We start from the raw sequence: 13925 nt of genomic DNA, 5'->3' as shown, positions 1-13925 counted from the left end.
GCGGGCCTCACGATGACTTGCGGAATCTCTGAATGTAGAACGAGCCCGGTTCTCGATCCTGAGTGAGAAAGGGGCATTTCGCACTCAAGTCCTCGTAAAAGTCATGCCGCAGGAAATTGAGCGCACCGATGACCTTCCAATCGGCGTTCGACGTGAGGAACGCTTCCAGCAGATACTGCTCGTTCCAGAACCGAACGTCGTCGACGATCCATTCAGCTGGGTAGTCTCTCGGCGAGAAAATATCGTGTACGTGGACGATCACTCCAACGTCGAGCACGGGAAGGATCTCCAAGTACTCGCAAAGCACGTCACCACGGGGCCTGATGATGTGCGACGAGTCGATGAACAGTATGTCGTCTGCTTGCAGCCTCGTGAACATCTGCTTATCGCATCGCTCGACCTTCTCACGAATTACCGTACAACCCAGTTCGTCGAGCCATTCATGTTCGTACGGTTCGATCAAGATGTGCTCGCACCGGTACTGCGGGTCGTCACGTTCGTTCATCTTCAGCGCTCGTCGTGCCATCCTCGTGGAGAAGCCACTACCGATTTCGATGATCCGCTTCGGCTTCTTGAACCGAATCAGGTTGTACCAGTACTCGGCATCGCCGGACCCGAACGCGTGATTGTCGACGTAGAACTCATATCCACCGGGGTCCTTGCGCGGTAGGCTCGCCAACTCGCCGTTGTACCCGAAAGACCTCAGCAGTTGCAGTTGCGCCTCGACATTCAGGTCGATTCCCGGCAGGTCCCGTTGTGTCGACAAGACCGCACGCAACGGCTCGTTGCGAAATGCCGGTTCGTAGTAGTGATCTCTCACCGGAAAACAGCCAGCGCGAAGGAGCATCTCCCTCGAGTGCGGTAGACGCTTGACTCCCGCCCGCCTTACCAGGCGAAGTATCAGCGCACAGCAATACACCACGGGCGCAAGAAGAACATCGAACGTTGGCATGCTTCTTTGGAGCGCCTGTTTCACTGGAGCACGCAAGTGGACCACTCTTCCTTCTTGGCTCGCAGCCGACCCTGTAATGATCCGACATCTCAATCGCTTGATCATGTCAAACCCAGCAGCCCGGCCGGGCGAATTTGCCGTCAAAAGGGTTGCGAATTCGGAAATTTCGCCGTGAGGTTAGACCTCTCGGCGTTACCATTGATCGTCGGTCGAGCGTGGAGGATGCGAGGTGGATTTTTGCGATCGCAATCTCCGTTGACCCCACCGGAATCGATCATGTCGAATGACTAGAGTTCGCGTGGTCATTCCTTCGTTACTCGGAGACGTATCCCGACTTACGTCCATGTGCGAATGCGCGATTCGCGCAGGTGCGGCGCCGATGGTCATCGCGAACAGCGCTCGCCTACAAGAACAACTCGCCGCCACGGACGTTCCCCACATGACGTCAGGGCGCAACGACGGATTCGCTGCGAGCGTCATCATGGGCGCAGCGGGAGAATGGGATTGGCTGGTAATCCTCAATGACGACCTGGTTTTCGATCCCAGCGACCTCGCAGCCTGCCTATCCGTCGAGCAACTCGGCGCGTTTGATCTTGCAACGATCGTGCATTTCGATAACGAGCCGGCACGGCAGATCCCGACGTGGCTCGACGTCTTTCTCAACGTCTCACTCGTTTCCAACGTGGCCCGAAAGGTCCTCCCGCCGGGGCGTAACCCTCATCCTGATGCCAGCAACTCGTATCGGTCGTTCTCGGCGGTGGCCATTGGACGAGACGCGTGGGACCGGGTGGGCGGGCTGGACGCCAGGTATCCGTTCACATACGAGGACGCCGACTTCGTACGCCGAGCCACGGCGCTTGGCGCGCAGGTCACGGTGATGCGTACGAGCATCGTTCACCTGCACTCACAAACGGGCGGACGGTTCATCACCACCGTCCTGCCCGTCGCTACCTGGTCAGCGCTCGAGTACGTGACCAAGTGGTTCGGCCGTCGTACTCTCCACCGGTGGTTGCTCGTCGTCGCGCTCGGTGTGCGCGCCCCTATCGCGCTGGTGACGATGCCGCGGCCGCGCACACAGATGCGTGCCGTGGCCTACGCGGCGAGGGCGCTGATGGTCGATGAGCGGCCTTCACTGCCCGAGTGGCACAGCGTCTAGAGCGAATTGGGTGCAGTCAAGCCATGAGAGCAGGTACGCCGAGCGGTCCAACATGTAGCGCAGCGCAACCGCGTGTGGAACGTGTTGCGCAGGCGGATACCACGTCAAGCAATCCGTCAGGACGGTCGGGGGCTGCTGCGACGGAACGACCAAGATGGTGAGACGTACCCCCGCTACGCTCTCACCGCGAGCCCACTGGTTGCCTGAAAGTTCTGTCCAGCAACCACTATGGTCGCTCGCCAATCGCCTCTCCGGCGGCGCGGTCGGGCCGCTCCTGAGTTTCGTCGCCCTGTTCGCGCTCCCATTGCTGGGCGCAGTCGTGCTCAGCGCCAGTGAATTCGCGTTCTGGGCATTGCTGTCAACGATCGCCGCCGTCGCGTTATCGCTCGACTTCGGTGGTGTTGCGCTCGTCACCGCGCGCTTCTTTGCCGAGCCTCGGGCGAGGCTCATGATGAAGTCCTCGGCACTGTCGGCCTCCGGCGCGCTGACCGTCGGCGCCTTTGCATGCGTGGTCTGGATTCCATACCGTCACACCGAGTTAGGGCAATCGATTCCCGCTGCGGCGGCAATTGCAGCCATTGTCACGATGTCGTTTGCATCCGCTATCCGCAGCGTCTTGATGGTGGTAGCGCAAGCTGCATTGATCGCAAACCGGCTTGCTCTGAGAAACACAGCCACTGCCGGCCATGCATTCCTCGCCGCCATCGCGACGTCTGTGCTTTTGTTCACGACCCAATCATTCTGGGCGCTCCCGCTCGGATGGCTTGTGTCGGGCATCCTGGTGATGTCCGTGGTTCTCCCCTGGTGGTGGCGAGCGCGCACGCCAGACCTGACGAAAGTCACTGTCACACAACACTTCGAATGGCGGCAATATGCGGGCCTCCGCACACTCAGCACGATCACTTCATCGGCTTGGCTTAACTCCGACCGCTGGATCATCGGCGCACTGGGCGGCCCCGTACTTCTCGCCGCATACGAGGTTGCATGGCGCTTCGCCGCCCTGCCGAGATACCTCCTGGCAATTCTGATGCTGCGCGTCGGGGCCGACGTGGCGGGCCTGGGCCGCTCGGATAAGCAGCAGCTACGTGCCATGCTCGGGGGAGCAACCCTCATCGCTGTCGTCGCCGGTTCGTTGTCGTGTGCGCCCGTCGCGGCAGCGTACTTCGCCTTCGTCTCCCTCACTGGTGCAGAGCCACGCTGGCCGATGTTCTTGGCGATGCTTGCCGCGTTCACCGTCTCGGGTGTTACCGCGCCGCTTTCGATGGCCGGGGCAGCAGTCGGCAATGCCTGGATAGATTTTCCCTACGCCTTCGGCGCGCTGGTCATGAGCGGCGGGGCCGCTGTTATCGCCGCACGATCTGAACTGCCCGACGTATTCATCATCGGCTATCTCACCGCAACAGTGATTTCAGTGCTCTGTTACTTCCTCTATGCACCGGCGCTGGTGCGGAGAGGGCTTGAAACGCGTGAAACGACCGGGCCATCCGAGATATGACGGTAGGCAGAGATGAGAATTAATTCCGTTGTGGCGCTTAGCGCCACACCCGCGCCCATACTGAGACCACGCGAATCGGCTAGGGCGGCCGGATTCGTGGCCGTGAAGTATGACGGGGTCGCAGCGGTAGCAGCCAATCGTTGGCGGGAGCGAGAGATGACCGCGAAAGTTCGAACATTCGACCAGCTGAACGGGACGAACTTGTCGCCGGCGATACGAGTAGAGAATCGAACCGGGCACACCCGGGTACCGAAGGTCTCGATCTGGCCATCGAATGTGCCGAGCGAGGAAAGAGTAGACCCGTGGTGATTTCAGCAACCATTACAGGTCCGCAGAAGCAAGCCGACCCCCGATGGTCGCTCGGTGCTGCACTGGCCGGCTTACCACTAGCGCTCATCGCCGTGGGACCGGCGCTGGTAGCGGGCGTCAACGGACGATCACTGCCTGTGTATGCAAGCCAGATTGCAGTTGCCGTGCTGGTCGTCCACATCGGATTCAGCGTCATCGCTCAACGCAGTTACGGTGAACTGCCGGTCACGATGCGATGGCTTCTCGTCGCTACAGCACTCCTTGCAATCCCACTTATTTGGTCGACCGACCCAGGCGCCGGCGTCCTCGCATATTTCAACTTCGCGTCCGGCACTGTGGGCGGCATAGCCATCGCCCTAGTGTGGAAGAGCATGTCAGAGGGCTACTCCTGGATCGATATCGGCTACATCGCATTCCTGATCGCCGGCACAGCCCAGCTGCTGGTTAGGTATTCAGGAGCCAGCTCGGTGAACTCGCTGCACCAGTCGTCGCCGATGCCCTGGGGTGTTTCCAGTGTGGTTGCAGGGGGTCTCGTCGTCGCAGCCCTAACAGTGATCGCACGGTCGGCCAGCCTCGTTCGGTATCGCAAATTGGTGGTCACGGCGGGATTAGTAGCAATTGCGGTCGCCCTGCTCACGCTTACCCGGGGAGCCATTATTGCTGCAGGTGTCGGCGCCGTCGTCTTTCTGTGGGCGAGATCAGCCAAGCACCGGCCGCGACAACTGCGTCCAGGAAAAGCCCAGCCGAGGAAAAACGACACCAAAGATGGCGTTCGAATCCTCTTGCGAGTGCTGGCACTTTGCGTCCCCGTCGCCGTATTTATAGGAATTGAACGCGCCACCGCACTTCGAGCACAACTCGATCGGCAGGTTCATACCAACATCGACATCCGTTTCGAGATGTATCGACTGGCTTGGGAGGAGTTTCTCAGGAACCCACTGACAGGCACCGGATGGGCATCATTCCGCGAGGTATCGCTGGATGCCACGGGCCAAAGTGAAACCTTCGCCCACAATCTCGTGGTCTCCATGTTTCAGATCGGCGGCCTACTCTCGATTCCATACCTAGTGGCGCTATCGTTCCTGGCGTATCGCGCGATGAGGCACGGTGGTCCGTACACCGCAGCTGTCGCCGCCGCTATCGCCATCAGCATGACCCAGCCGTTCTTCGAATCGACCGTCTGCAATTTGATTGTTCTGCCCATTGCCCTCCTAGCAGGTGTCGCTACTACGACGTCGCCTGAAATCGGTGGTTGCCGCACGGTAGTTCCGCCCACTGGCTCGACCCGAACCCGTCTGCGACCCACTCGGCGCAAGCGGCGCGGGCTGACGTCGTGAACCTTCAGATGCAGACGGCCCGATGTCACACGCGCCAACGCAGACGGTGGAGCACGTTCTTGGCGCGTTCGGCTTCGAACACTGCCTTGGTCCTCGGCGGTGTTGATCGTAAGCCGCTGAGCAAGAACGCTTTACGATTCCGACCGGTGCGTCGTGATGCGCACGTTCCAGACCTAAGTGAAGCGCAGCGAGGTTGGGCACACCAATCTCGAAATGGCAGGCCCGGCTCGACATTCGTTGAAATCAATAGAAATACTCCGCGGTCTCGCACTGATCGCGACACGCAACACGTCTCCGACCGTGATGAGTCTTCCTGCCAAGCGCGCCGCCGGTACGGCTATCGCGTGCAGCGAGCCGCCATCTGTCTCGCGCAGGATCGTAAGCCCGTCAACGCGATTGGTACCCTGCGACCGGAATCGACCCTCCATCCGCATTGCGCGAACTCTGTCGCAGGCGATCGACGCGGTTTGGGGGAAACCGGCCCGTCGCAGTCTCCTCCTGACTATGCTGAGCGGCATTCCGAGACCGAGGGAATGCCATTGTGAAGGTTGAACTGGCTGTGGAGTTCTACAGCACCTCACGCCGAGAACCGCGGCCCTGTCAGAGGATGAGGAACTCGCAGTGAAGCAACGCATCCGCGATCTCTTCGAGAAGGCCAACCTCGCACCCTCACGGAAGGCGCCCTTCCTAAGCCGTCGCTACCCCTACGGCGGCGCGCGGCGGATGCACAGCGCCCTCGGACCTGACTTGGCCGCGCCAACCACGTGGCGAGCAGCAGATACCCCACCGGCCGGCGAGCTAGGCGCAATCTTCATGCACACCGGCGGCGCGAACAAGTGGTTGCACTACCTGCCTGTCTACGAGGCAAACATCGACCGATCCCAGCCGATCCGAATGCTGGAACTGGGCGTTTTCCGCGGAGGATCCCTCCGAATGTGGCGGGAATATCTTCATCCACAGTCGGTCATTGTCGGCATCGACATAGATCCGAACTGTAAGCAGTTCGAAGACCCGGAACACAATGTTCACGTCCGCATCGGCGGGCAGCAGGACGCCACGTTCCTCCAGGAAGTCAACTCCGAATTCGGCCCTTTCGATGTGATCCTCGACGACGGCAGCCACATGACCTCCCACATGGTCGAGTCTTTTCGCAACCTCTTCGCGTCGGCTCTAGCCGAGCCGGGAGCGTACATCGTCGAGGACGTTCACTCGAACTACTGGAAGCCGTACCGAGACAGCTCAATGTCGTTTGTTGACTTCGTCGCCGTACTGGTCGACGCCATGCACGCCCACTACCCCGACGCTGAGTCTGAGGTGAACTTCCGCACCGACGACCCTGCTCGACTCCGTGAGGTCTCCGTCCCCCGGATCACACCGAAACTGGACGGTATCGAGATCCACGATTCGATCGTTGTGGTGCGAAAAGCATCTCGGGATCTACCCCGCAGCGTCTACCAGTGACCAGATCGTCTGTTGGTGAATACCGGCGCACCGAATCACTGCGGGTGAGTTGTTGGTCAGAACACCCGAGATGGCCGATTTCGGCCGTCACGCCTGCCATTCCCAATAACATGGAATACAACTGGGCGAATCGGTGCCAGGAGGGCGAATGGCGACCTTTTTAAGTCAGTTTCGGCTTCAATCGCCGTCCGGCCGCCGGGCGAGGGCCGATCAGACACACCAGCGCCTGGACATCCAAGGGCTGCGGATGGTCGCCGTTGTCACGGTGGTCGCGTTCCACCTGTGCGGCTGGCCGCGTGGCGGCTTCATCGGCGTCGACGTGTTCTTCGTGATCTCCGGATTCTTGATCACCGGAAACCTGTTGCGTATGGCGGAGACTCACGGGAACGTGTCGTTCACGCGGTTCTACTGGAATCGGGTCCGCCGCATCATCCCTGCCGCCACACTGGTGCTGGCCTGCACATATGTTGCGGCAACGCTCGCGTTCCTGCCGTTTCGGGCGAACGAGGTCGGGGTTGACGCGTTCTTCGCATTCATCTTCATGTCGAACTGGTGGTTCGCCGCCCAGGAGACGAACTACTTCGCCGCTGACGACGCAACGTCGCCGCTTCAGCACTACTGGTCGCTGTCGATCGAGGAGCAGTTCTACTTCGTCTGGCCGGTGTTGATCTTCCTCATCGGGCTAGTGGTGGCGCGCAAGGCATGGACCCACGCTCGCCGGATGGGGCTCGCTGCCGCGGTGATGGGATGCGCCGTAGCCAGCTCCCTGGGGTGGGCACTGTACGAGACGGCGACATGGCCGACGTGGGCGTACTTCAACACTTTCGCCAGGGTGTGGGAGTTGGGCGTCGGCGCCCTGTTGGCGACTGCCGTCGGGTTCCTGGCTCGGATACCTGTAGCAGTCAAACCGTGGCTGTCGTGGGCGGGACTCCTGCTCATCGCAGCAGGATTGCTTCTCATCGCAGAGGGGTCAGTCGGTTTCCCCGCTCCTTGGGCGCTGCTGCCGGTGACAGGCGCGGCCCTCGTCATCGCGGCTGGCGTGGGAGGCGAACCAGCACAGCCGTTTCTGCGCAATCGAGCCAGCGTTTACGTGGGAAACATCTCGTACTCGCTGTACCTGGTGCATTGGCCGGTCATCGTCATACTCGGGGCGTTCGTGGCCCGCGATGGCTACTTCTACCTCACGGCGACGGCACTCATACTCGGCTTCGCGGTCGCGTCCTACCACCTCGTTGAGAACCCACTGCGGTACAGCGACTGGCACTCGTCCCGCTCGACGATTCACGAAGTTCGTCGCGGTCGATTCAGGCCGAAGCAGTCGACCCGCTACGCAGCCGTAGCGGTACTGGCGTTGTTGACGTTGGGGCTCACCGCCTTTGCCATGCGGCCAGCAGGACACGCTAACGAGATCCCGCCGCTGGCAGCCGTGCCGCCTCCGGGCACGAGTGAGGTGTCGACCCTCATGGGACTCGGCTCACTGGCGTCGGCGCTGCAGCAGGAGATTGCGACCGCACTGTCTCTCGAGCAATGGCCCGATCTCGAGCCCTCGATGGAGTCGGGCATTAGCGAGAAATGGCCACACGACATCAACCGGTGCGGCCTCACCGCACCCGCAAGTGACGAAGAATGCACGTGGGGTTCACCTTCCGCTTCAACCCGAATCGTGGTGGTGGGCGATTCTGTGGCAATGCATTATGCGACCTCGCTGCGTGAGCTGGCGTTGAACTCCGGGGGCCAGATCCAAGTGCACGTAGAGGCGATGGGGGGCTGTCCCCTCACCGATGACACGATGTTCACCTCGGATAAGACGCTCATCGATGCTTGCCCTGCACGCAAGCAACACGCGGTCGACTACATCAACGCGAACAAGCCAACTGTCGTGATCATCTCGAATCAGTATGTGCCGTACCACCGGGTGGACAGCGACCGGGCGATGATGTCAGACGAATGGATTGACTCGGTGCGCCCGATGGTCGACAAGTTCCGTGACAGCACACCCAAAGTCGTGTGGCTAGCCGCGCCACCCTCGGACAAGGAGATCAAGGAATGTTACAGCAAGCGGTCTAGCGTCCCAGCGGATTGCATCAGCCGCGTCACCAGCCAATGGCTTTCGATGGCGGACACCGAGCAGCGCCTCGCCGAGTCCGTGGGCGGGATCTGGATCGACTCGCGTCCGTGGTTCTGCAATGCGGATGGACTGTGCCCCAGTTTCGTTGGATCGACTCCGACGAAGCACGACAGTGTGCACATGACTCTTGCCTACGAGATGAAGATTCATCCGGTCATCGGCGAATCACTCCGGGCCGCTGGCGTTCTCTGAACACGATCGCTCCGGCGCCGACACCGCCCTGGCGGGCTAGTGCATCTTCCAGTCAGAATGGTAGTCCTGCTGCTTCTCGACCACGAGGGTGACCGACACCAGCGACCGAACGAGCGGGAACCAGAGCGCTTCGACGAACGGGTGTGATACCCGGACGTTTCGCTCAGCGCGCATTGCGTTGAGCACCAACCGCTTCAACAGCCGCGATGAGTGTCGGTAGGAAACTCGAAGATCGTGCCGGTGAAGCTCGTTGACGAGCTCACGCCATGACCTGTACGTCGTGTACGTCCTCGAGTAGTCGGCGTGGGCTGCCGCCGTAGCCGGGTCGGCTAGCTCCCGGTTCGAACCCAGCCCGCATCGGGTCAGCACCCGAATGGCGGCGGCGCGCACATCGTGGCTCCGAATGCGGTGAACCAGGGGTAGGAGCATGTGCAGTTCGATGAGAGTATGCCGGGTCGGGAATACGTGTATCGCGAAACCCCCTGGCCTGAGTACACGTTCGTTCTCAGCACAGAACTGGGTGAAGTCGAATACGTGCTCGATGACCTGATGGGACACCACTACGTCGACGGATTCGTCTTCGAAGGGCCATGACCCGTCGGGCAGAGTGTGCCGTATGTCCGCCCCCACCACCTGGCTGCCGATGAAGCCGGCGTTCTGCAGCCCGTAATCTGCCGAGTCGAAGCCGCAGAGTTCCGCGTCGGTCGACTGCCTGATGGCGTCGAGCAACCGTCCGTCACCGCATCCGGCGTCCAGCACCACTGGCTTGACCATCTCCCGCGCACCGAGTTCGTCGATGAGCACGTCCCGCATGTGCCGATGGCCAACGCCCATGGGAGTCAACTGTAGAGGCTGCGGCGGCCCCTCAAGGCCGCATTGATGTACTGCGCCATCAGGATTCGCATGACTCGGCCTCCAGTACACCGCTCGGGATCGTGGACGACCGGGGGCCCTGCGTCATCCGGATGAGCTCCGCCTCGCATACCTGGCCGAAAACCGTCCAGGAGAAGCGTTTCGCGTGATCGGCCCGCAGCCCAACAGGGACGGAAGGCGCGAGCAGCAGCTGGTTGCCGACCTCGTTCGCGTCACCGGCGGTAACCAGAAGGCCTGCACCGCCGACCACCTCGCGCGCTAACGGGTGATCGGTCGCGATCACCTGACACCCCGCTGAGAGCGCCTCGATGAACGGCAGCCCGAAGCCCTCGTCGGTCCCAAGCATGAGAAAGAACTCCGCGCGCCGGTAGAGCTCGAGCATCTCTTTCTCCGAGACACTGTGAAACCATTCGCACGAAAAGACATTCGTGAGCGTCGCACGCACCTGTTCGCTGACCCCGACCCCGATAACCCCGCGCACCCACGGCGGGCGTGCGAGTGCGAGCGCGGCGGCGGCGAGCTCGTTGCGTTTGTGCACCGCGCTGCCGACCATCATCACCAGTCCGGTGTCGTTCTGCTGAAATGATCCAGGGGGCACGAGGCCGGGACCGAGCCGCTGGACGAGTGCCTTGCCGGAGGCCCGCGAATCGAACTCGATCAGATCGCGGCGGGTGTTCTCGCTCACGCATAGCAATGCGTCGCTGTGCCGCACCGTTCGGCGTAGGTCCCAGGCCCGGTAGGTCGCACCGAGTTTCGACCTGGTCCGGAGCCAGCGCAGGTCGTGCACAACGGTGAGCAGAGGCGCGCGTACCCCACATGGGAGGGGCGGCACGACGGATAGGTAGACGTCCACCGGCCCTCCTGCGGGACGCAAACCCCGTGCAACCCCGCGCATCCTGGCCGCTGGCGAGGGACCAACGTCGCGTGGCTTGCTGAATACCAGCTGGTGTCCCGCCTCGGTGAGGTACGCGTAGAGCTGCTTCTGCACCACGCCGATGCCGGAGCGCTCGGCAACCGGGCCACTGCAACCGATCCTCACCTGCGCACCACCCCGACGGCCTTCCACTCCAGCAGCCGGGTGAGCACGCTCTCCAGCGAGAAGGTCGTGGCGATGTGCTCGCGTGCGGCCGTCCCCATCGCGTCGGCTCTCACCGCGTCCGAGGCGAGCTCGTCAACCGCGTTCGCCAGTTCGGCGACCGTGGGCTCGGCGCACAGCACGACACCGGTGACGCCGTGCTCGATCACCGCCGAACAGCCAGGGTGCCCGGAGACAACCGAGGGTAAGCCGGATGCTCCAGCCTCGATGAGCACTTTCGGAGTGCCCTCCGGATGTCGTGTCGGGAAGACGAACAACGTTGCCTCGGAGAGCACGCGGGCCATGTCCTTGCGGTGGCCCAGGAACTCCACGGCTCCGTCGCGGCGCCAGCGCTCGAGTTCATCAGTCGATACCGTGCTCTCAACCCCTGGATCCGGGTCGCCCGCGGCTACGAAACGCCAGCCGCGGCCGCGCAGCTTCTCTGCGACCTCGACGAACTCGTGGATACCCTTCTCTCGATAGAGCCGCGAAGCGAACAGAATCACCGGACTTCCGAAGTCCCTGCTTCGATCGATCTTCCAGGCGTCCACGTCGATGCCCGTACCGGCGATGACCAGAGACCGCTCCGGAGCGGACAGGAGCCGGAGTCGCGCGAAGGTCTCACGGTCCCGCTCCGTTTGAAACAGCGTGAACACGTTCCCCAGCCGCCCGGCGAGGCCGCCGGAGAGCTGCACAACCCGGCTGGCCCGTGTCGTGAGTACCGCTGGGTCGAGTGCACGGCCGATGCCGCCGGCCACCCGGATGAATCTGGTGCGGCGAAGCACGACCGCTGCTGGCCACCCCAGGGTGTAGGCGACTTGTGCGCTGAGGAACACCACGCTCGGCCTGAGTTTCAGGAGCGTGACCAGTATCAGGGTGGCCGACTTCGTCATGGCTAGGACACCCGACTCCTCCCGGCCGACGTCTACTGCGACGAAGTTGAATCCGAGGCTTCTGATGGCGTGCGCCTCGCCGGTGTCCTTCGCGATCACCGTCACCGTTGCGCCGGCGGCCTGCAGGGCGGCTCCCCAGGTGGCTCGGTGGCTCAGAAAGGATCGGTCGTTGTTGACAACGAATACCACGCATTTGGGTCCGACGAACCTCCGACCGATCCGGGCCGCTTGCGCGACCTCGGACACGGAGGTGTGCGTTACCGAGGTGTCACCCATCCCTGGCAGCCAACCAGTCGTACTCCCGCGCTAGACCTTCCTCGATCCCCATCCGGGGTTCCCACCCCAGCAGTGTCTTCGCCCGTTCAGTGCAGCCGCCCGTACGGAACACGTCGCCGAGCGCCGGCTCGCCCCGGTGTACCCGCAACGGCTCTCCGTGGATCTTCTCCAGCAGGTCGAGCACGTCGTTCACTGAGGTCGCTGTGCCGCCGGATAGGTTGACGACGGTGCCGGGCTCGACGTCGGCGTCGCACGCTCGAACGTTCGCCTCGACGATGTCATCGACGTAGGTGAACTCACGGATCTGGGTGCCGTCGCCGTAGACCGGCAGTGGTCGGTCGTGCCGCGCCCACTCGATGAACCGGTTGAACGCCATGTCCGGCCGCTGCCTCGGCCCGTAAACGGTGAAGTAGCGCAGGCTGATTGCGGGAATTCCGAAGTTGGCAGCGTAGAGGTTCACCAAGTGCTCCCCGGCCAGCTTTGTCACGCCGTAGGGACTGCGCGGCTGCGGTCGGTCGGACTCGGACGTGGGATAACGTTCGGCATTGCCGTATACGGACGAGGACGACGCATAGACGAACCGAGTGAGGCTGGGAGCCGAATTCCGCACTGCCTCAAGAAGTCTCTGCGTCGCGGAGATGTTGGCGTCTGTGTAGTCGGTGAAGTCGGCACCCCACGACTTGCGTACACCGGGCTGGCCGGCGTGGTGGTAGACGACCTCGACGCGGTCGAGCACGGTCCGGAGGTCGGCCGTGTTGAGGTCACCCTCCAGCAGCGTGAACCCGTTAACGTCAGTCAAACGAGCGAGATTCGACTCCTTGATCCTCCGGTCGTAATAGTCACTGAAGCTGTCAATGCCGACGACTTGGTGACCGTCGGAGACGAGCCGCTCCGCCAGGGTGCTCCCGATGAAGCCCGCGACGCCGGTGACGAGAACCTTCATCGGGCCGCCCCTTCCACTGGCCGCCGGGACACCTCTGCTGATTCCACTTCTGCAGTCCCGCTCGATGCCATCGACTGCTTCCTGGCAATGAAGAGGAAATACGACGCCAAGCGAGGGTTGGCGATGGCGTAGCGAAGATAATCAAGACTCAGACCGACGACGAACAACGGCAGAAAGAAACTGTAGTACGACGTGGAAAAGTAACTGGCGTACTCTTCTTCGATCTCGAACCCTGCATCGGTGAGGCTTTGCTTGAACTCGCCGAAGCTCGCGCGATCGTAGTAGGCCTCGAATCCGAGCACTCCTGCCGACCCCGGCACGAGGTGGGTTAGCAGCCAATGCGATATCCGCCGTGGTAGCAACCGATTTAAGATCGCGAATGGCGCATACCTGTTCGCGAACGTCACGATGAGGCGGCCGTCGTCGCGAAGTGCTCGGTGCGCGCTCCTCAGAAACGCTGCGTTGTCATGGAGATGCTCGATGACGGCGCGTCCCATGATCAAGTCCACCGACTGCTCTGGAACGCCGAGATCGATACACGCGTCGCCACAGATTCGTTGGTCGAGCAGCGCGTTCTCCTCCATTTCGTCGCCGTCGATGTCGAAGCCGATCAGCGTCATGTCGGGACTCTTCAACGCAGGGGTGAAATGCCACTTCCTGCCGGCTCCCACATCGAGAACGGTGTGCGGCTCACGCTGGAGAAGATTGGTGCCCTCCTCGTCGTATCGCGTGTAGGCGTGCGTCTTCCCGACCATCGATGGCACGATTCGGCCGCTTATCGACGCATTCGCGTGCACAAAGCGCCGAACTGCGTCGCTCATCAACATGGCATCCA

At 61.9% G+C, this 13925-nt stretch carries 11 protein-coding genes; 5 read left to right on the top strand and 6 right to left on the bottom strand.

All coding sequences use genetic code 11. The annotated features are described in order from the left end of the window. Positions 1 to 7: 7 nt before the first annotated feature. Positions 8 to 976: a class I SAM-dependent methyltransferase gene (locus NM203_RS24320; RefSeq protein WP_255063125.1), complete on the bottom strand. Its 969-nt coding sequence runs from the start codon at positions 974 to 976 to the stop codon at positions 8 to 10. Positions 977 to 1331: 355 nt separating this feature from the next. On the opposite strand from NM203_RS24320, the gene NM203_RS24315 reads away from it, so the two are divergent. From NM203_RS24315 to NM203_RS24295, 5 genes are all read left to right on the top strand, one after another. After that, entirely contained in the window at positions 1332 to 2108 is a 777-nt protein-coding gene (locus NM203_RS24315; RefSeq protein WP_255063124.1) for a glycosyltransferase family 2 protein, read from the top strand. Between the two features lie 199 nt (positions 2109 to 2307). Then, on the top strand, positions 2308 to 3603 hold the full coding sequence (locus NM203_RS24310; RefSeq protein WP_255063123.1) for an MATE family efflux transporter: 1296 nt from the start codon (positions 2308 to 2310) through the stop codon (positions 3601 to 3603). Positions 3604 to 3905: 302 nt separating this feature from the next. Further along, entirely contained in the window at positions 3906 to 5249 is a 1344-nt protein-coding gene (locus tag NM203_RS33385; protein ID WP_255063121.1) for an O-antigen ligase family protein, read from the top strand. Positions 5250 to 5972: 723 nt separating this feature from the next. Beyond that, positions 5973 to 6710 carry a class I SAM-dependent methyltransferase gene (locus tag NM203_RS24300; RefSeq protein ID WP_303625153.1) on the top strand — a complete coding sequence of 246 codons (738 nt, stop codon included), beginning with the start codon at positions 5973 to 5975 and terminating at the stop codon, positions 6708 to 6710. A 148-nt stretch (positions 6711 to 6858) separates the two neighbouring features. Continuing rightward, entirely contained in the window at positions 6859 to 9030 is a 2172-nt protein-coding gene (locus NM203_RS24295) for an acyltransferase family protein (protein ID WP_255063119.1), read from the top strand. 36 nt (positions 9031 to 9066) lie between these two features. Here the strand turns inward: NM203_RS24295 and NM203_RS24290 are convergent, their stop codons facing one another. The 5 genes from NM203_RS24290 to NM203_RS24270 all read right to left on the bottom strand — a co-directional run bounded on the left by NM203_RS24290 (position 9067) and on the right by NM203_RS24270 (position 13917). Further along, entirely contained in the window at positions 9067 to 9843 is a 777-nt protein-coding gene (locus tag NM203_RS24290; protein ID WP_255063118.1) for a class I SAM-dependent methyltransferase, read from the bottom strand. A 79-nt stretch (positions 9844 to 9922) separates the two neighbouring features. Beyond that, positions 9923 to 10588, bottom strand: coding sequence for a glycosyltransferase (locus NM203_RS24285; RefSeq protein ID WP_255063117.1), 666 nt, complete (start codon positions 10586 to 10588; stop codon positions 9923 to 9925). 350 nt (positions 10589 to 10938) lie between these two features. Next, the gene (locus tag NM203_RS24280; protein ID WP_255063116.1) at positions 10939 to 12060 is read right to left on the bottom strand and encodes a glycosyltransferase; all 1122 of its coding nucleotides are present in this window, start codon (positions 12058 to 12060) and stop codon (positions 10939 to 10941) included. Between the two features lie 79 nt (positions 12061 to 12139). Then, complete coding sequence (locus NM203_RS24275) at positions 12140 to 13090, bottom strand: NAD-dependent epimerase/dehydratase family protein (RefSeq protein WP_255063115.1); 951 nt, start codon at positions 13088 to 13090, stop codon at positions 12140 to 12142. Beyond that, positions 13087 to 13917: a class I SAM-dependent methyltransferase gene (locus NM203_RS24270; protein ID WP_255063357.1), complete on the bottom strand. Its 831-nt coding sequence runs from the start codon at positions 13915 to 13917 to the stop codon at positions 13087 to 13089. Before NM203_RS24270 ends, NM203_RS24275 begins: the two co-directional genes overlap by 4 nt. Positions 13918 to 13925 lie beyond the last annotated feature (8 nt).

It is taken from the genome of Mycolicibacterium arenosum (genome assembly GCF_024320865.1).
In the GTDB taxonomy this organism is placed as follows: Bacteria; Actinomycetota; Actinomycetes; order Mycobacteriales; family Mycobacteriaceae; genus Mycobacterium; species Mycobacterium arenosum.
Note: the sequence above shows the minus strand (reverse complement) of the source record. Positions and strands in the feature narration are given on the sequence as shown.